General features: G+C 35.1%; 18 protein-coding genes and 1 pseudogene. 13 read left to right on the top strand and 6 right to left on the bottom strand.

Translation table 11 applies throughout. The features are described from left to right. Positions 1-7 precede the first annotated feature (7 nt). The 8 genes and pseudogenes from sufD to AC37UB_RS01160 all read left to right on the top strand — a co-directional run bounded on the left by sufD (position 8) and on the right by AC37UB_RS01160 (position 6,470). On the top strand, positions 8-1,297 hold the full coding sequence (gene sufD, locus AC37UB_RS01125; RefSeq protein ID WP_241698941.1) for a Fe-S cluster assembly protein SufD: 1,290 nt from the start codon (positions 8-10) through the stop codon (positions 1,295-1,297). Then, entirely contained in the window at positions 1,298-2,530 is a 1,233-nt protein-coding gene (locus AC37UB_RS01130) for a cysteine desulfurase (protein ID WP_242094445.1), read from the top strand. After that, entirely contained in the window at positions 2,517-2,990 is a 474-nt protein-coding gene (gene sufU / locus AC37UB_RS01135; RefSeq protein ID WP_117972200.1) for a Fe-S cluster assembly sulfur transfer protein SufU, read from the top strand. Before AC37UB_RS01130 ends, sufU begins: the two co-directional genes overlap by 14 nt. Before the next feature lie 14 nt (positions 2,991-3,004). Beyond that, positions 3,005-4,399 (top strand): Fe-S cluster assembly protein SufB, encoded by a 1,395-nt coding sequence (sufB, locus tag AC37UB_RS01140; protein WP_117972201.1) that lies wholly within the window; start codon positions 3,005-3,007, stop codon positions 4,397-4,399. Between the two features lie 392 nt (positions 4,400-4,791). Next, positions 4,792-4,932: a hypothetical protein gene (locus AC37UB_RS01145; protein WP_490685182.1), complete on the top strand. Its 141-nt coding sequence runs from the start codon at positions 4,792-4,794 to the stop codon at positions 4,930-4,932. Positions 4,933-4,953: 21 nt separating this feature from the next. Further along, a complete protein-coding gene (locus AC37UB_RS01150) occupies positions 4,954-5,313 on the top strand; it encodes a hypothetical protein (protein ID WP_490685183.1) in 360 nt (119 codons plus the stop codon). 124 nt (positions 5,314-5,437) lie between these two features. Continuing rightward, positions 5,438-5,773 (top strand): annotated as a pseudogene (locus AC37UB_RS01155) (DUF5960 family protein); the annotation flags it as partial. A 25-nt stretch (positions 5,774-5,798) separates the two neighbouring features. Then, a complete protein-coding gene (locus tag AC37UB_RS01160; protein ID WP_490685184.1) occupies positions 5,799-6,470 on the top strand; it encodes a hypothetical protein in 672 nt (223 codons plus the stop codon). A 623-nt stretch (positions 6,471-7,093) separates the two neighbouring features. Here AC37UB_RS01160 and AC37UB_RS01165 read toward each other — a convergent pair. The 4 genes from AC37UB_RS01165 to AC37UB_RS01180 form a co-directional block, all read right to left on the bottom strand. Next, entirely contained in the window at positions 7,094-7,405 is a 312-nt protein-coding gene (locus AC37UB_RS01165; protein ID WP_490685371.1) for a transposase, read from the bottom strand. A gap of 1,286 nt (positions 7,406-8,691) precedes the next feature. Next, positions 8,692-10,218, bottom strand: coding sequence for a class I adenylate-forming enzyme family protein (locus tag AC37UB_RS01170; protein WP_490685185.1), 1,527 nt, complete (start codon positions 10,216-10,218; stop codon positions 8,692-8,694). Between the two features lie 120 nt (positions 10,219-10,338). Then, positions 10,339-10,683 (bottom strand): uracil-DNA glycosylase family protein, encoded by a 345-nt coding sequence (locus AC37UB_RS01175; protein ID WP_490685186.1) that lies wholly within the window; start codon positions 10,681-10,683, stop codon positions 10,339-10,341. Next, the gene (locus tag AC37UB_RS01180) at positions 10,670-10,816 is read right to left on the bottom strand and encodes a uracil-DNA glycosylase family protein (RefSeq protein WP_490685187.1); all 147 of its coding nucleotides are present in this window, start codon (positions 10,814-10,816) and stop codon (positions 10,670-10,672) included. The genes AC37UB_RS01175 and AC37UB_RS01180 overlap by 14 nt, the downstream gene beginning before the upstream one ends. Before the next feature lie 143 nt (positions 10,817-10,959). On the opposite strand from AC37UB_RS01180, the gene AC37UB_RS01185 reads away from it, so the two are divergent. Then, the gene (locus AC37UB_RS01185) at positions 10,960-11,754 is read left to right on the top strand and encodes a helix-turn-helix domain-containing protein (protein ID WP_490685188.1); all 795 of its coding nucleotides are present in this window, start codon (positions 10,960-10,962) and stop codon (positions 11,752-11,754) included. A 441-nt stretch (positions 11,755-12,195) separates the two neighbouring features. Here AC37UB_RS01185 and AC37UB_RS01190 read toward each other — a convergent pair whose 3' ends face one another. Together AC37UB_RS01190 and sstT are read right to left on the bottom strand one after the other, a co-directional pair. Continuing rightward, positions 12,196-12,327 carry a hypothetical protein gene (locus AC37UB_RS01190; RefSeq protein ID WP_256463838.1) on the bottom strand — a complete coding sequence of 44 codons (132 nt, stop codon included), beginning with the start codon at positions 12,325-12,327 and terminating at the stop codon, positions 12,196-12,198. Between the two features lie 153 nt (positions 12,328-12,480). Next, positions 12,481-13,725 (bottom strand): serine/threonine transporter SstT, encoded by a 1,245-nt coding sequence (gene sstT, locus AC37UB_RS01195; RefSeq protein WP_490685189.1) that lies wholly within the window; start codon positions 13,723-13,725, stop codon positions 12,481-12,483. 343 nt (positions 13,726-14,068) lie between these two features. On the opposite strand from sstT, the gene AC37UB_RS01200 reads away from it, so the two are divergent. The 4 genes from AC37UB_RS01200 (at position 14,069) to AC37UB_RS01215 (ending at position 19,253) form a co-directional block, all read left to right on the top strand. Next, the gene (locus tag AC37UB_RS01200) at positions 14,069-16,405 is read left to right on the top strand and encodes a DNA translocase FtsK (RefSeq protein WP_490685190.1); all 2,337 of its coding nucleotides are present in this window, start codon (positions 14,069-14,071) and stop codon (positions 16,403-16,405) included. Between the two features lie 837 nt (positions 16,406-17,242). Then, positions 17,243-17,605 (top strand): EF2685/EF0750 family sortase-dependent surface protein, encoded by a 363-nt coding sequence (locus tag AC37UB_RS01205; RefSeq protein ID WP_490685191.1) that lies wholly within the window; start codon positions 17,243-17,245, stop codon positions 17,603-17,605. Then, positions 17,595-18,410, top strand: coding sequence for a WxL domain-containing protein (locus AC37UB_RS01210; RefSeq protein ID WP_117972233.1), 816 nt, complete (start codon positions 17,595-17,597; stop codon positions 18,408-18,410). Before AC37UB_RS01205 ends, AC37UB_RS01210 begins: the two co-directional genes overlap by 11 nt. A 42-nt stretch (positions 18,411-18,452) precedes the next feature. Next, a complete protein-coding gene (locus AC37UB_RS01215) occupies positions 18,453-19,253 on the top strand; it encodes a WxL domain-containing protein (RefSeq protein ID WP_241698951.1) in 801 nt (266 codons plus the stop codon). The last annotated feature ends 9 nt before the right edge of the window (positions 19,254-19,262 follow it).

The following is a 19,262-nucleotide window of genomic DNA, read 5'->3' on the forward strand; positions in this document are numbered from 1 at the left end:
AAGATAAATGAAATCTGCAAATGTAACTGATTATCTTGACGACGTGACATTATTTTCAGCTAGTCAGGAAGAACCACAATGGATGTTAGAACGTCGTAAAAAGGCGTTAAATAAAATCGATGACTTAGAATTACCAGCAATCGAACGAGTCAAATACCATCGTTGGCCTTTAATGAATGTTGGCGAGTTAAACAATGAAGTGATAAATGAAGAAATCTTGCCTTCTTTTACAGAACTAGAAGATAACCCATTAATCATTCAAGGTCGCACGACAACTTATTTTGAACAAATGCCAGTCGAATTAGCTGAACAAGGCGTGATTTTTACTGATATTTTTACCGCAATGAAAGAGCACAGCGACTTAGTTGAGAAATATTTCATGACAAAAGCTGTGCCAAGTGACGAAGACAAATTAACTGCGTTCCATACAGCCTTTTTAAACGGTGGGGTATTCTTATACGTACCTAAAAATGTTGTCGTGAAAGACGCGTTCGAATCGCTATTTTATCACCAATTAAACGACAGCAGTGCCATGGTAAAACATGTCTTAATCGTAGCGGATGATAACAGTGAGTTAACTTACTTGGAAAGATTCCAATCAGTAGGTGAAACAGCTGAAAAATTAGCAGCGAATATTGTCGTTGAAGTGATTGCTAGACCAGGAGCAAAAGTAAAATTTGCCGCTATTGACCGTCTAGGCAAAGAAGTCAACACATACTTAAATCGTCGTGGCTACATTATGCGTGACGCGAGTGTGGATTGGGCGTTAGGCTTAATGAGTGACGGAAATGTTGTCGCTGATTTTGACTCAGAACTTGTGGGCGAAGGCTCCCATGCGGAAGTGAAAGTTGTTGCGATTGCAACAGGTCGTCAAATTCAAGGAATCGACACACGTGTAACAAATAGAGCGTCACATTCAATTGGTCACATCTTACAACATGGTGTGATTCGTGAGAAAAGTACGTTAACCTTTAACGGAATTGGTCACATCATCAAAGGAGCAAAAGGCGCAGACGCACAACAGGAAAGTCGTGTGTTAATGTTATCTGATAAAGCTCGTGGTGACGCAAACCCAATTTTATTAATTGATGAATTTGAAGTAACGGCAGGACACGCAGCAAGTGCTGGTCGTCTTGACCCAGAAGAATTATATTATTTAATGAGTAGAGGACTCCCTCAAAAAGAAGCAGAAAGATTGGTAACACGTGGATTCTTAGGGTCTGTGATTACGTCAATCCCTGTTAAATCTGTTCAAGAGGAGTTTGTTCAAGTAATTGATAGAAAGCTGGCTGATTAAATGACTGTATCTAAACGCAAACAAGATTTTCCAATTCTTTTTCAACAAGTAAATGATGAGCCACTTGTCTATTTAGACAATGCCGCGTCAACACATGTGCCAACACCTGTGATCAATGATTTGGTTACGTATATGCAAACCAGTCATGCGAATGTGCATCGTGGGGTGCATACATTGGCAGAACGTGCGACAAGTCAATATGAAGCAGCACGAGAAACCGTGCGAGCATTTATTGATGCGAGTAGTGTGAAAGAAGTGTTGTTTACACGAGGGACGACAACAGGACTAAACTGGGTGGCACGTTCACTTGGTGAGTTAGTTGTTGAGCCAGGTGATAAAATTGTGATTAGTCGCATGGAACATCATTCAAACATTGTACCGTGGCAAGAATTAGCCAAACGCAAACAAGCTGAACTCATCTACATTGATTTGACTGAAGACGGTGAGTTGGATATGGCTGATGCGAAAGAAAAAATCGTATCAGGTGTGAAAATTGTGTCGATTGCCCATGCATCGAATGTCTTAGGTGTGGTGAATCCTGTCAAAGACTTAGCGAAACTGGCTCATGAAGTCGGTGCTGTAATGGTCGTTGATGGCGCGCAATCAACGCCACACATGAAGATTTCAGTACAAGAATTGGATTGTGACTTTTATGCCTTTAGTGGTCATAAAATGTGTGCGCCAACTGGGATTGGTGTGTTGTATGGCAAACAAACGTGGCTTGAAAAAATGTCACCCGTTGAGTTTGGTGGTGAGATGATAGATTTTGTCTATGATGATTACAGCACATGGGCAGAGTTGCCATATAAGTTTGAAGCCGGCACACCGAATATTTCTGGGGCGATTGGATTAGCAAGTGCGATCAAGTATTTGGAAGAAATTGGTTTAGATACCATCACAAAACATGAACAGGAACTAGTCGAGTATGTGTTGCCAAAATTACTAGCGATTGATGGGTTTGAGTTATATGGACCAAGAGAAGCGAGAAAACATACTGGTGTGATTGCCTTTAACATTAAAGGCGTACATCCACATGACTTGGCAACCGCATTAGACATGCAAGGCGTGGCGATTCGAGCGGGACATCATTGTGCTCAGCCATTGCTTCGCTATTTGGCTGTTCATTCAACAGCAAGAGCAAGTTTTTATTTTTACAATACCAAAGAAGATGCTGATTCATTAGTTGAATCAATCATTGCAGCAAAGGAGTTTTTCTCAGATGGCTTTATCTAGATTAGACAATCTTTATCGACAAGTTATTTTAGATCATACCAATCACCCACACAACAAAGGGGTATTGGATGAAGCGACTAGCCAAATTGAATTGAATAACCCAACGTGTGGGGATGTGATTCAATTACAACTTGCGATGAAAGATGGGGTAATTGATGAGATTGCCTTTGACGGTCATGGCTGTTCAATCAGTATGGCAAGTGCCAGTATGATGACTGACGCGGTAAAAGGAAAAACCGAAAAAGAAGCCATTGAAATCATTGCCGACTTTTTAGAGTTGGTGCAAGGTGAGAACATTGGTGAGAAGAAAAAAGTCTTGAAAGATGCTCAAATGCTAGGGGGCGTGGCAAAATTTCCTGCGAGGATAAAATGTGCAACACTAGCGTGGAAAGCATTAGAGCGTGGGATTATTGAAGACAATCAAACGGTTGTAACCGAAGAATTACATAGTGAAGAATAAGGAGTGTGACCCAAGTGAGTGAGGTACCACAATTAGAAGAGTATAAATTTGGTTTTCACGACGATGTGCAACCGATCTATACAACAGGTGAAGGATTAACAGAAGAGATTGTTCGCGCGATTTCGGCTAAAAAAGAAGAACCAGAATGGATGCTTGAGTTTCGTTTGAAATCACTGGAAGCATTCCACAAAATGCCAATGCAAACATGGGGACCAGATTTATCTGACATGGACTTTGATAAGATTAACTATTATCAAAAACCAAGTGATAAACCAGCCCGTGATTGGGATGATGTGCCAGATAAAATCAAAGAAACCTTTGAACGTATCGGGATTCCAGAAGCAGAACGAAAATACTTAGCTGGAGCGAGTGCGCAGTATGAATCAGAAGTGGTATATCATAACATGAAAGAGGAATTCCAAAAATTAGGAATCGTCTTTACTGATACAGATACCGCATTAAGAGAGTACCCAGATTTATTTAAACAATATTTTGCCTCTTTAGTGCCACCAACTGACAATAAATTAGCAGCATTAAACTCAGCAGTATGGTCTGGTGGAACCTTTATCTATGTACCAAAAGGCGTGCGAGTAGATGTGCCACTACAAACATACTTCCGTATTAACGCTGAAAATACTGGACAGTTTGAGCGTACGTTGATCATTGTTGATGAAGGGGCAAGCGTGCATTATGTGGAAGGATGTACTGCACCAACTTATTCAAGCAATAGTTTGCATGCGGCGATTGTTGAGATTTTTACCTTAAAAGATGCGTATTGCCGTTACACAACCATCCAAAACTGGTCTGACAACGTGTATAACTTGGTAACAAAACGTGCTCGTGCAGATCAAGGAGCAACAGTGGAATGGATTGATGGAAACTTAGGGGCTAAAACAACAATGAAATACCCTAGTGTTTATCTTGAAGGAGAAGGCGCGCGTGGCACCATGTTATCTGTTGCGTTTGCTGGAGCGAATCAAATTCAAGATACTGGGGCAAAAATGATTCACAATGCACCAAACACTTCAAGCTCAATTGTTTCTAAATCAATCGCTAAAGATGGTGGAGAAGTGAACTATCGTGGACAAGTCACTTTCTCAAAACAAAGTGAAGGGTCAATCTCACATATTGAGTGTGACACGATTATTATGGATGAATTATCGAAGAGTGATACGATTCCATTTAACGAAATCCACAATAGTCACGTGGCATTGGAACATGAAGCCAAAGTATCAAAAATCTCTGAAGAACAACTTTACTACTTGATGAGTCGTGGTTTGTCAGAAGAAGAAGCGACAGAGATGATTGTCATGGGATTTGTGGAACCATTTACCAAAGAGTTACCAATGGAATATGCCGTTGAATTAAATAGACTGATTTCATATGAGATGGAAGGCAGTGTAGGTTAATCATAATATTTAAGCTAGAAACGTTGATATAATAATGTTTCTAGCTTTTTTCTTTTGTCTTAAATGTGTGGGGTCTGTGAAAAGGTCTGTATTTTTTTAAAAACCAACAAAATTAGCAAATTCACTTGCTGTTTTTTCTGCTTCTTCTGGCATAACTTTGGCGTAAATATCTAATGTGATTTTTATATCTTTATGACCAAGTCTTTCACTTACTTCTTTTATTGGCACGTCAGAAGGATATAAAGAAAGAGGTCATGACGATGTTTAAAGGAACTTATTTAAGACAACCATTCTATAAAGAAGCTGTTAGAAAGTACGAAGATATGATTAACAGTATTGAGTAAATGAAAATGAAGAAAAGAAAATTAAGCGAAATTGTAGCGTAGAAAAATATGGCAGTAGCTGATATCGAAGAAGTGTTATCTAATGAACATCATGAAACATTAGGAACGATTTCCAATCAAATGAGTCAATTGAAACATAAATATTCAACTCAACGAGAGTATGTTGATCCACAACTGGAAACGTTATAAAGACAAGATTGGAATATGAAAATGGCGACAATGTCAGATAATGATGTTTATGCTTACGTCATGGACGATATGAGCGATAATATTTTATCAGCCTATCAATTAGGGGCATTGAAAAAAAGATTAAAAGAAATTACCTCGATTGATATTAATAAGTCTGCGCTGGAAAGAAGTATTTTACAATATGAACTAGCGAATAGTATAGGTGAAGAATATAAAAATACAGATGAATATAATAAGTTGTTACAATTACAGTCAGAATGTGTGAGTTATGGAAAGCAATATTTATGGAAGTATGATTTATTATCTGATGAAAGTAAACTAATTGATTTTAGAGATACGAGCCAATTATTAGATGGTTACGATGTAGATTATTCATTTTAAAATGATATCCCACTTTAATTAGTGGGATATTTTTATTTACAAAAAGAACATATGTTCTTTTGATTGAGATATAAAGGAGTGATTTTTTGAAAAAAATGTTTGCATGTTTTAATACAGAGATCCGTCTAAAGAACGATTTATAGTAGATTACACAAAATATATAGATACAGTAACTCCATTTTTTACGGTTGAAAAAGAGATTATTGATTTTATGAATGAAAAAGAAATAGATTATTTTAAAGTTAATAGAAGACAATCGACTATTGATAAGGAACTCTATTTTAAATTTAATGAAAGTATTGAAAATATAAATGGAACAAAAGTTAAGTTTTTTATTTATGATAAAGTTTATATGAGATTTACACTATTAATTTATAGCTTTTTTTGGTATGATTTTATACAAAAGGGGGGTAACTCATTTTTAGTACTTATGTTGCTATCTCTCAATGGAATATATTAGATGATTTTTTAAAAAGGAGTTATATATGGTTAGAAAAATAAAAGATTTATTTGCTTTTTTAGCAACAATAGGAATATTACTATCAATATATTTATTAATAATATCACTACAACAAATTTGGCCAAACGGAATGTTTGATAAGGAATTCTTAAGTGCAAATAATGCTTATCAACAGATTATAAAAATTAACACTAAAAAAGAGTTAGAGCTTTTTTTGGATGAAGAAAACATCGAAGGTGAAGATCGTGTGTATGCTGTTCAAATAGAAAATCCACAAGATTTATCTATTAAAATAAATGGATCTTTAGATGATGAAGGAAATGCTAAAGATATTCATAATATAAAAGTGTTTGGACTTAGAATGCCTTTTGACTATTTTTCTATAAATGACAATGAAAGAGAAATACCGTTAGATGCTATTGATGAACCTGGATGGTTTTTAATATCTAGCTCGCATTCTGAAAATGGAAATTCTACAATACTTCAAAATGAAATTTCTAAAGATTCATTAATATACAACATAGGAGAATTTGAAGACTTTAAAAAAGAAAAAGTAAATGAATTATTAGCTGAGAGACGATCAAATAATAAAAAAATTATTATTGCCTTTATACTAGGTGCAATTTCAATTATATTTATTATTAATTATGCTGGTGATTTTAATAATAAGGATAAAGAGAAAACAGTTAAAAATTGATATAATATTTAGTAACTAGTAATATATCTGCACTCAATTTTCTTTCAGAGAGAAATTAGTTTGGTTGAGTTAGCATATATGATTGATATTTCCAGCTTCACATTTATATCTCCATAATCTATTGAATTCAACTCTATTTTAACTGGTGCTGTAATTATGAAATTAATTTAGAGAATAATCAATTAGTTTTTTAGATATCACTCATGAAATTAAAGTTAAACGTTTTAGAATCGTCTTGTGTGCAATAAAAAAGCTAAAACGTATAATGTCCGTGTTAGCTGAGGTGAATAATAAGCACCTTAGGTCGAAAGGTGGGGAATAATGTTTCTTCCCTTTAAGAGCTGAAGCAACAAATAGTTCTTTCAGCTTATTAAATATAGGAAGGGTAAGAAATAATGTTTCTATCCTTTTGAGGATTAACTTTATAATTAATAGTGATAGTTAAACGATGCGATTATTATTCTATTAGGTACGTTTCTATTTGTGGTGATGGTCCGTAATAATGTTAAGATTAATTTAATAGGCTCTATGTCAAATCGTGTTGATGGACAATAATATTGATGAAAAAGTCTCAAAAATGAAATAGAATTAATTGAAGTGAGGGAAGAAATTCTCTCGCTTTTTTAATTAACCTGAAAAACTTTATTTTGAATCAAAAAAATACGTCGTTTGAATAGTAGAAAGTTTCGATAGCCATAGGTCACACGTTTAATCACGTTAATTTTATTGTTAATGCCTTCTAAGAAACCATTTGAATAGGAGTATTTAAAGGCATTCATGGCTCCTTGGGAGAACTTACCAAATATCTTGAATTTATCTTTAACATACTTTGGTAATTCAACAGATATCTTTGAACATCGCTCAAAAAATAAGACATAATCGTTGATTCTATAAGCATACTTCAATTCTTGGATAAAATGATACGCTTTTTTAATAGAGAACTATAAGAAAGTAACTCATCTACCAATTCGGTAGATGACATATTTCTCTTGAATAAAGGACGATAATAAAAGTGTTTATAGTTTAATTCAGAGCTGTCCTTTAAAAGGAGTTTCCAATAACGCTTTAATCTTCGATACTACTTTCCTTCCCCTTGATTGTTGCGTTTTAGCTGATTCATTTTTTTATAGTTGACCGTAACTTGCATTCATGTACATGACCAAAAATCTTACTTTTAAACGTGATTTTCTGGAATACTTCATAAAGTAAGAAACCAATTTATGTCATCTTTTATCAGGTAAGATATCGATTATTTTTTTAGGTGTCGCATCAGCACAAATAAAGCTCATTCCAGCATGACAATCAGAAGTAGAGCTAAACTCATCTACACAAAGAGCCGTGGGCAAGAAATTAATATTCGGTTGCTGATTGTTCGTAAATGAGACTAACACACGTTTAACAGTATTTCAGAGACACTGTGGCATTCTGCGATTTTTTTACGTGATTGATTCTCTTTTAATTCAAAAGCAATTTGGTATTTAAGCTGTTTAGAAATGTGACAATAGTCATCTACTAGAGAAGTAGAAGCACTGAAAGTTGAGTCACAGTTTCTACAAAGGTAACGTTCTCTGTGAAGTTCCAGATAAGTTGGGCGACGTTAAACTTCAGGCAATTGACTAATGGTTTGATACGTTCCGTTTTTAACGGATTGATAACATCCATATTTCTGGCATTGCTTATCTTTATTCACTCATCTTCCTGTCATCGTGTTAACTGAGCGGTTGTTTATCGATTCGTGGGATAACCAATCCTCATTAAAAATAAGAGAATCATCTGTTAAATTGAGTAGTTTTCTTGTGTTATTATCCATAGGGGTATTCTCCTTTGTAATGTTAGTTATAGACGACCTAATTTTACCAATAAGAATGCCCTTTTTTCTATGCTTAAAACAAAAAATCGCATTGATAGAATTTAATCTATCAACACGATTTAGTGTACAGCTTATAATTTTTGATGTGGATGAAGAAATTCATCTGCATCTATTTTTTTTACATAAAAAAAGAAACATACGAATTTTCCAGGTAAAATTAAAGTGACAAAACCAAATTTTAGAAAGGAAGATTCATATGCCTTACAACCATTGTATGCGAGTATCACTGGATTTGAAAGACACAAATATTTATTTTGATTCTATTTTGGCTCTACGTCAAATGATGAGGATGACTAAAGTCATTAATATTAAAAAACGTTAGACATGTTTTCACATCTCTAACGTTTTTTTCTATCCTTCCTTCAACCATCTCTCCAACAATAATCTCTGAACTTTCATTGTGGCAGTATGAGGTATCTCGTCAAATGTTTTGATAATGGGCTCATTTAAGTGAGGTAAGTCAGCTACTTGCATCCACCACGCGTCCCAATCCATTTCTTTTCCAGGCACGACAGCTAAAACAGGTTGAGGGGAATTGTCTTTTCCACGCACAATCACGACTTCTTCTAAGAAATCTAAGGCATCTAATAAATAATCTTCCAGTGCAAGAGTGCTATCAATGTTTTCAATCAAATCGACTTGGCGATCTTTTAAGTATAAGTGACCACGCTCGTCCATCATGCCATAATCGCCACTATCCCACCATTTACCATAAACATTTTCTTCGAAACGAGCGTCTTCTTTATAATAAGTTAACGCACGTCCTTTTGATAAAAATTGAATGTGTCCATCTGTCATGACAGGTAGCAGTGTGCCATTTTCATCGGTAATTCTGGCTTTTGTTAATCCTTCAAGTCCAACGCCCATATCACGAGCATCAGAGTCTTTTAGTGAATTAATGGTGTGCGAACGTAAAATCATTGGACCGCATTCACTTTGACCGTAAACTTGTAAAAAGATAGGGTCATTTTCTTTTGACGCGTTTAAAAAGGCTAACATAGTCGCATTGTTTATTGCATCAAATGTCGAATGATAAAACTTAATGCTAGTAAACACTTGAGGTTTTTCTTTTGCCAGTCTTGCCCATTGGACGAAATTATTTGGATGAGTTTCTAAAGCAATAGGTTGGTGTGTTGTTAGCATGTCTTCCACTCGTTGAGGTGTAGCATTTGCTAGCGGCATCATAGGAAATCCCATACTCATCAAAGAAGAAACCCCAATATTAAAACGAGAGTGAACAGGTGAGATGTGAAACGCGACCAATTCTTTTTTTGAAATATGAGTAAAAATTTCTCGTTGCCATTTAGTTCGCCATCCCATTGAGTGATAAGAATGACAAATCAGTTTTGGTATACCCGTTGTGCCAGACGTGTGAGTCATGTATGCTATGTCATCTTTGCCCAACTCTTCTTGCGATACAGGTTGTGCTGGGGCGTTTAATAATGTCTCTAATGAAATCTTTTTATCATGTGAACTGTTTTGCACGGCTCTTACATTAACATCAGTCATATCATCAAATAAAATAAATGGATTTTCTAAACGCTCAACAAACACGCTAATGGTTTCAGGCGGTAAATGGTAAGACACCATGACAGGTATCGCACCAAGGAAGGAGGCTGCGACAGCAAGTAAATACGTATCAAACTTAGGACTTTTATATAGGATGATTTTATCGCCTTTTTTAACACCTAAATGGGCTAACTGATATGCTCTTTTTAATATTTTGTTATGGCTGTCTTTATATGTTGTTTCTAAGCCAAGTGAGGCAAAAGCTGGTAGTGTTTCATCAAAAATAATCGGAATCGTCGGCGTTTTTTCGGCCGCCTCTTTGTAGTTGGTATAAAGATTTAATGGTTGGTAATCAAGTATATTTTTCAAATAAAAAAACCCTCTCAAAATAAATTGTGCAAGTTTGAACAATTGCTGAATTATCTTATCATAAAATGACTTTATTTTCTATGGTTAAAAAATATGGTTAAGTAAAGAATTTTTTATTCTTTATCTCACCATCTCCAACGCCTCATACCACTGTTGTCTTCTTTTTTTCATATACCCATTCGCAGCGCCACTCGTTGAAATACAAGGCATGATGGTTATATCCGGAAATAACTGATTTTCTAACACTTCCTCATAGGCTTTTTTACCATTCGTGATAATTAATTGAATATTCGCTGTATCTAAAATTTCACTAAAATCATTTAATTCCGCTGTTTTGATAGACGTATCTAAACTCCCTCTGCGCTCAAATAAATGATACACATCCCACAAGCCGATATGATGATCTAGCAGTAACGCTACTCTTTTGTCATAGTCTGTTTCAAAGGGGACATTAAAAAAAAGCAAACATCATTTTCCAAAACTGATTCCCATTGTTACCATAATATTGTTGTTTCTTTAATGACATCTCACTTGGTGCACTGCCTAAAATCAGTATTCTTGTGTCTTCATTGAAAATCGGATCAAGTCCACGTTGCATAAAACATGCCTCCTTTTTGTGATTTAGTTCATCGTAAGATAAAACTAGTCATAAGTAAATCTTAGCAAGTTAAAAATATGAGTGACAGAATCCATTTCTCAAACGTTTATATAAGTGTAGAAAAAAAGATGGAGGATGAGATGATGACAACACAACCAACTTATTTTGCGATTATTCCAGCTCATGTGAGATATGCGAAAACGATCAGTGCTAATGCCAAACTGTTATATGGAGACATTTCTGCTTTATGTCATCAACAAGGGTATTGCTGGGCAACCAATGATTATTTTGCCAGACTATATGATGTGAGTAAAACGTCTATTTCAAAATGGATTAACCAATTAAAAGAGCAAGGCTTTGTGACAGTGGAGTTGCATTATAAAAAAGACAGTAAAGAAATAGACAAGAGGCATATAAAAATTGTTGAAGAGCCTATGAAACCAAAAGAGCTCACCCCACCAACGAATGTGATTACCCCTATTGAAGAAAAGTTTAAAGAGAATAAGACAGTGAATACTAAAAAGAATAAAACAATGAATAAAAAGCATCCGTATACGAAAGAGCATATGAGACTAGCAAAAATGTTACACATGAATCTATCAAAAGATTTTCCAAAAGAGATGAGCAAAGTTAACTTAAATGATTGGGCAAGTGAGATGTACTTGTTAAATAGGCAAGATGGCGTGAAAATAGAGGACATAGCTCACATGATTAACTGGTTAACAACCAATGATTTTTGGTCTCGTCATATCAGACATCCTAAAAAGTTAAGAGAAACATTTGAGCGACTTGTTGTTGAAAGTAAAAAAGGTAAGACAACCACATCAAAAACAGAAACATTGCCTGATTGGTTCAATCAGTCGATAAAAGACACTCCAGCAAGTGAAGAAGAGATGGTTGATATTAAGCAAAAAATACTGGCCTTTCAAATGAGTTAAAAAAACAGACTAACTATAAAAGCCAGTCTGTTTATTAAGTGTTTTTTGTTGATGCTTTTTAAAAGCAAGGATAGCAGTCGCGATAGTGGCAATGATAACAGTTTTTTTCTTCATAAAAATCATCCTTTCAAATAAATGATGGCACTAAGTGGACGGTAGGATTCGAACCTACACCTCGGTAAATAGAGAACAAACACACGTTTAGACTCTTAGAGTGAAAACACCACGTTCGCCCACATATAAGCAAGAGCTAGAAATAAATGAGTTTCTATTACTCTAATAAACATTCAACGTGTTGAATGACTCTCTCTTTGAACTGTCTTAATCATACAAGCTAAACCTTAAATGAAACGTAAAATAATAAGAAGTATTTATGAACAAGTTTAAGAAAAGATAAAGAGTGATGACAACAAAAAAATAAACCTTCCAATCATTGGAAGGCTACAGGCGTTTAAATGTAGTGATAAAACCATTTTCAGACCAGTCTAAAATATACACAGCTTTGTCATGAACATCATAGATTACTTTTTCAGTTCGATCAGTTAAAAATGGTGCAACTTTTGTATCATCCATTTGGGATGCTTTAAAAAAGGTTATTAAACTTTCCTTAGTGTGCATTGTAGCATCATTCGCCTTGTTAAAGGCAGATTATTATTGTCTATTTGTTTTTAGCGCCTAAATTTAAATCATAAAAAAACTCCCCCAACTTTTGAGGAAGTTTTTTTATTAAAGTAATTTTCTAGCTTCTCTGACACATTCATTTAAATCAATTGTCTGACCAGATTTTTGCTTATCATAAAATTCCGCTGTTGCTGCAAACAACAAATCAGCCGCTGAATTAAGGGCTGTTTCAACAGAGTCTTGGACAACTCCAATGATAAATCCAATTCCAACAACTTGCATGGCAATATCATTTGAAATATTAAACAAGCTACATGCTAGTGGGATAAGAAGTAAACTTCCTCCAGCAATACCAGAGACACCAGTTGATGAAATGGCTGCTAATAAACAGAGTAGAAAAGCAAGAGGAAACGGAATATCCATTCCCATTGTATGAGCCGCTGCTAACGTCATGATTGAAATCGTAATCGCCGCACCACCACTATTAGCAGTTGCTCCTAGTGGGATAGAAATAGAGTATGACTCTTTATCTAATCCTAGTTTCTCACATAATTCCATATTAATTGGAATATTAACAACTGAACTACGTGTAAAGAAAGCAGGAATCCCACTTTCTTTCATACAAAACATTGTTAATGGGTAAGGATTTTGTTTGAGTAGTAAAAAGACCATAAATGGGTACACAATAAATGACACAAACAACATCGTTCCAACTAATAATAAAATTAACTTACCGTACTCGGCTAGTCCTTTAATTCCGATTTCAGAAATAGAATTAAAGACTAATCCCACAATCCCAATGGGAGCTAGTTGAATAATAATTTGAATGACTTTAGAAATGGTATCTGAAATATCTGACAGGACATTTTTTGTGACGTCTGCTGCACTTCTCATACACACACCAATAACTGCTCCCCAAAATAGTAGAGACAGGTAGTTACCCTCGATAATGGCTTGAACTGGGTTCATGACAGCTCCAATGATAATATCAGATAAAATGTTCCATAAATCATCTGGTGCTTGTTGCTTGACAGCTACATCAGGTAAAACCAATTTTACTGGGAATAAGTCTGAGGCACACACCGCAACTAAGGCAGCAATAAAAGTCGCACTCAAATATAAAATAATGACGGTTCGCATATGCGTTTTAATGCCTTTTTGTTGTTTAGATAATGAATCGATAATGAGGAAAAAGACTAATAAAGGGGCAATTGCCTTCAAAGCCCCGATAAAGAGATCACCTAGTAGTTTAATCCAAGTCCAGGAAGGTACTAACATCCCTAAAATTGCCCCGACGACAATCCCTATACAGATTTTTTGGATTAATGATAACTTTTTAATCTTTTTCATATTGTTCTCTCCTTTTTGTAATATTAATATAATATACTGTAAAATACGATGAAAATAAACACTTGTTTTGAAATTAATTCACATCTTTTTCATTTTTTATTATATTGTATAGAGTTTTAATTTGAAAACAGCATAGGTTAACACTGGGTTACTTGATGTTGCTATGACAATAAAAGCTAGTTTATTGTCAGTTTAACTAGTTAAGAAAAGCTGTGTTAATTAATTTGTTAGAATTTTATGAGAAAAAGAAATAGGTACGAGTGTTTGCTTAAAAAAATAAAAGAACAAGAAAAACTAAAACAAATATAGTATAATATCACTGATGACTTAAAGGAGAGAGATTATGGCGAAAAAGAAAACAAAACGAGCGCCTACTAAGAAGCAAAAAGCACAACAAGAGCGAACAACTTATTTCCTAATTGGTGTGTCCTTTATCTTATTTGGTATTTTAGGGGGATTACGATTAGGATTTTTAGGGATGTTGATGACAAACGTCTTTCGCTTTTTTGTGGGAAACTTGCATCTAGTAATGGCTCTTTATTTAATTATTTATGGAGCACTTTTGATGTTAATGGGAAAAGACCCTAAATTTAAACGAAAAAGTTTGGTAATAGGTCTATTAGTCTTTTTTCTAGGATTATTGCTATTTATTGAAATTGGCTTATTTAAAACGATTAGTCGTGATACAAACATCCTAGCCATGACATGGCAAAAAATTTCTTCTGACATAAAAGCAAATAGTGTCACGCAATCAGTTGGAGGAGGGATGATTGGAGCCCTTCTTTATACCGTAACGTACTTTTTAGTGTCTAAGGCAGGCTCTTATGTGGTTGCCTTTCTAGCGATGGTCGCAGGTGTGCTACTTGTTTCTAATATCGGTGTGTCTCAAGTCGCTGATAAAGTAGTTGATTTTGGTGGTCAGTTTTTTCATTCACTAAAAGAAAAAAAGCAAGAGCGAGAGGAAAAAAAAAAACTGAATAAGAAAAATCAGTTAAAAGTTTCAGAAAATAAACCCAAAGAGACAAAAAGCAAAGAAAAAAAACAACAAGCGCCCTTAATGAGTGATGATGAGGCAGGTGAGAAAGAACAACTGACCTTAGAAATTGATAGTTATCAAGATCATTATAAAAAGCGTGATCAACAACAAACCGTTGCAAGACCTAAAAAGGGATCAACAGAAAATAAAACGGGTGAATCCGAAAAAGAACAGCCACTCTTTTTTGATTTACCAGAAGGTGAAGAAAACGAAGATTATGAATTACCACCAGTTGAATTATTAAATGATATTCCGCTCACTGATCAAAGTGCAGAATACAAATTAGTTGAAAAAAATGTTAAGGTATTGGAACAAACATTTGATAGTTTTGGTGTGGATGCCAAAGTGGTGCGCGCAAGTCTTGGGCCCTCTGTGACTCGGTTTGAAATTCAACCAGCTGTTGGGGTGAAAGTCAGTAAAGTCGTTGGATTGACCGATGATTTAGCTTTAGCTTTAGCAGCGAAAGATATTCGGATGGAAGCGCCAATTCCTGGGAAATCATTGATTGGAATTGAAGTACCAAATCAAGCAACCAGTATGGTCTCATTTCGTGATGTGGTTGAGTCAGAAAACAATCATGATGAGTTATTACTTGAAGTGCCGTTAGGGCGAAGTATTTCTGGTGAAGTGATGACGGCAGATTTAACGAAAATGCCCCATCTATTGATAGCAGGATCTACTGGTAGTGGAAAATCGGTTTGTATTAATACAGTCATTTCGAGTATTTTAATGAAGGCTAAACCCCATCAAGTTAAAATGATGATGATTGATCCGAAAATGGTGGAATTAAATGTCTATAATGGTGTGCCGCATTTGTTGACACCTGTTGTGACAAATCCTAGAAAAGCCGCACAAGCCCTGCAAAAAGTGGTGGAAGAGATGGAAAGACGCTATGAATTGTTTGCGGGCTTTGGCGTGCGAAATATGAATGGCTACAATGATATGGTGAAAAAACATAATCAAACGACTGGAGAAAACAAATCAAGTTTACCTTATATCGTCGTTATCGTTGACGAGTTGGCTGACTTGATGATGGTTGCAAGTAATGAAGTGGAAGATGCCATTATTCGATTAGCACAGATGGCAAGAGCGGCTGGTATTCATATGATTTTAGCTACTCAACGACCAAGTGTGGATGTTATTACAGGAATTATTAAAGCAAACGTCCCTTCACGAATTGCCTTTGCTGTATCAAGTGGGATTGATTCGCGAACCATTATTGATAGTAATGGGGCGGAAAAATTACTTGGTCGAGGAGATATGTTGTTTGTTCCCGTGGGTGAAAATAAACCCATTCGTGTACAAGGGGCCTTTATATCAGATGAAGAAGTTGAACATCTTGTAGCATTTGTGACCAATCAACAAGAAGCAGATTATCAAGAGAATATGATGCCATCAGAAAATACTACAACAAACGGTTCTACTGCTGATTTGGATGAGTATTTTGATGAAGCCAAGGCTCTTATCATTGAAATGCAAACAGCGAGTATCTCACTTCTTCAACGACGTTTTAGAATTGGTTATAACCGTGCCGCTCGACTCATTGATGAATTAGAAGAACAGGGAGTCGTTGGTGCGTCTGAAGGAAGTAAACCACGTAAAGTATTAATGACTTATAGCGATGACAACACAGCAGAAGAATAAGAAATAACCAGTCTCTAATTAGAGACTGGTTATTTCTTATTCTTCTGCTGTGTAAGGGGTTTTATATCATGTGTATTATGTTAGATAATAGATATAATTCAATTATAACTATTGTAAATAACTATCTTTTTATAGAATAATTTCTAATAAAATTCATAAAAAATTTGTTTTTTCAACATATATTAACTATAATAGGCATGAAGCCGTTCATTTAATTTTTAAAACAGCTCTAGGTTCTATTTAATGCTTTTTTATGTTAAAAAAGATTGATTAATTGGAGGAGAGGGTGATAAACTAGCAATTAACTTATCATAGGAAGGATAAACCATTTGTTACTTCTTTGTATTCATGCTATTTTGGTTTCAATAAGCATGTCAATCGGTTGGCAAGTCAACATTAAGAAAGTATCAGCATTGAAAAGTAACGTATATTAATATACGCTAGAAATAGGAATCAGTTTAGTCATAATATGGATATATAGTGTCATTTATTTATGATTCATAAACTGTTTTGTAATTCCTACGTGCAAAGTATAACATTTATACATCGTTTTATTATGTACGTTATTGAAGTTTAAAGCTTTTAAATAATAGGTTATTCGTTCCCCTATGAAAGAATTGGAAAAGTTATAGTGTGTGATATTGGTCATTATTAAGTTATAATTATTGCTAAATCGTAGTAGTGATGATACGGCTGTTCGCTATATTTTTAGTATTAAAAAGGATCATGTGCTATAGTAAAGTATAACTAGGCTCTTCAGGTGGTGCCTATACTAGGCAATATGCCGAAGAAATCACCTGTAACGTTATGGAGGGGCAACCTTAAGGAGATGAAAGGATGACAAAAAAAAGGAATCATTTTTTAATCTGTTTGTTGGTTGTGCTAATGAGTATTTTAACTAAACCTTATATGGTATTAGGGGATTCCACTAATGGTCAGGTGGTTGTACCTAGTGAAATATCTTTTTATGAAGATAATAGTGAATCGACCAAAGATGAACCAACATCTAGCTCGTCCATTCAAAAAAATACTTCAAAAAATAACACAACTCAAACTGATAAGACAACCAATAAAGGGATATTACCTCAGACTGGTGAGGCTATAAAAAATTATGGTCTGATTGGTGTTGCTATTGTGATAGTTGTTGTTATGTTATTCTTTTTACGAAAACGTAGAAAGGACGACCGTTATGATTCATAAAAAACAGAAATTACTAAGTTGTTTAGTGGGTGTTTGTTTGATTAGTTTATTTTGGGGAACTTTGGTAAGTGCTGATAGTGATTTATCCAATAATGGGTCAGTTAGTGTTGAAGTATCGGATAAAACAGATCCTATTGATCCTGAAAATCCAGGTAATCCTGGAACGCCAAGTAATCCAGATGATAATAATTATTCAACAAATGGTAGCTTGAGATTTGATTTTATTTCTCCATTGAATTTTGGAGCTAATAAGATTACTAAAACAAACCGTAAATATGCTGCATTAGCGCAACCATTTAATGGAAATGTAGATGCCCGTGCTAACTATATCCAAATCACAAATCACCAAGATTCTACAGCTGGATGGACACTTCAGGTAAAACAAAATCGTCAGTTTACTAGTGTCACAAAAGATACTCGTCTTGCTGAAGAATTAAAGGGAGCGGTATTATCTTTGGATAAAGGGTGGGCCAATTCAATGAGTGATAGTCGACCTCCTGTCGTTACAAGAGAAACGATTGCAATTAACGAAATGGGAGTAACATATGAAGTGGCATCAGCCAAACCAAATGAAGCACGTGGTACATGGGTTATCTCATTTGGGGCATCTGACAAGAACACTAAGAATCAGTCGCCAACGTTGTCACCAGCAGTGGATGACAATAATAATCAACTTATTGATGAAAAAACAAAAAAACCATTGATGAGAAATTCTGCTGTGACGTTGACTGTCCCTGATTCGACAACGATTCAACCTGTTTCTTATGAAACAGAATTAACATGGGTGTTAGGTAAATTACCTTAACATATATATAGATATATATATAAATTTGGGAGGAGAAATATCATGAAAGCAAGAAAAATTTATTCATCAACTTTATTGGCAGTATTAGGAGTATCAACTTTAGGCGCTCCATTATTGGCATCAGCTGAGGCAACATCTTTAACATCTAAAGGCTCAGTAAAAGTGGAAGAAGGTACTGCAGGTGGGGAAGACACAAAAACAGTCGATCCAGAAAATCCTGGTGAAAATTTACCAGATCCAGATCCGGATTCACCAAAGGAAAATAAAAACCCTGATACAGGAACTCTTGTTATTGAAAGAACAACCGATTTAAACTTTGGAACAATCAAAACATCAGCAAACGATGTGGAAGCTTTCGCAGAACCAGTAACATTTAATGACAAAGCTAAAACGCGTGGGGCTTACGTACAATGGGCTGACGTTCGTGCAGGAGGGACTTACGGATACACAGTAACAGCCGAATTAACTAAACAATTTACTTCAGGTGAAAATGTGTTAAAAGGTTCACTTATTGATTTTTCAAATGGTCTCATAGCATCACAAACACAAGATAATGACGCTACCGCTGCAAGTAAAGTAGTACCATCAAACGTTCAAACAAGTTTTACACTGTCTGAATCAAGCGGAGCACAAACAGTGGTAACAGCTGCTAAAGAGGAAAAAGAAGGTAAAGGTCGTCTTACTATGGAATTTGGTCAAAGTAAAGACTACAAAACTCAAGGCGAAGAAGCAGCGACAGATGACAAATCTGTTAAGTTAACTGTCCCAGCTGCAACAGCAACTGATATGGTTAAAGGCGATTATGAAGCTGAAGTAACATGGAAAATTGTCGCTGCTGAGTAATATTATTAT

The organism is Vagococcus changpingensis (assembly GCF_058211775.1).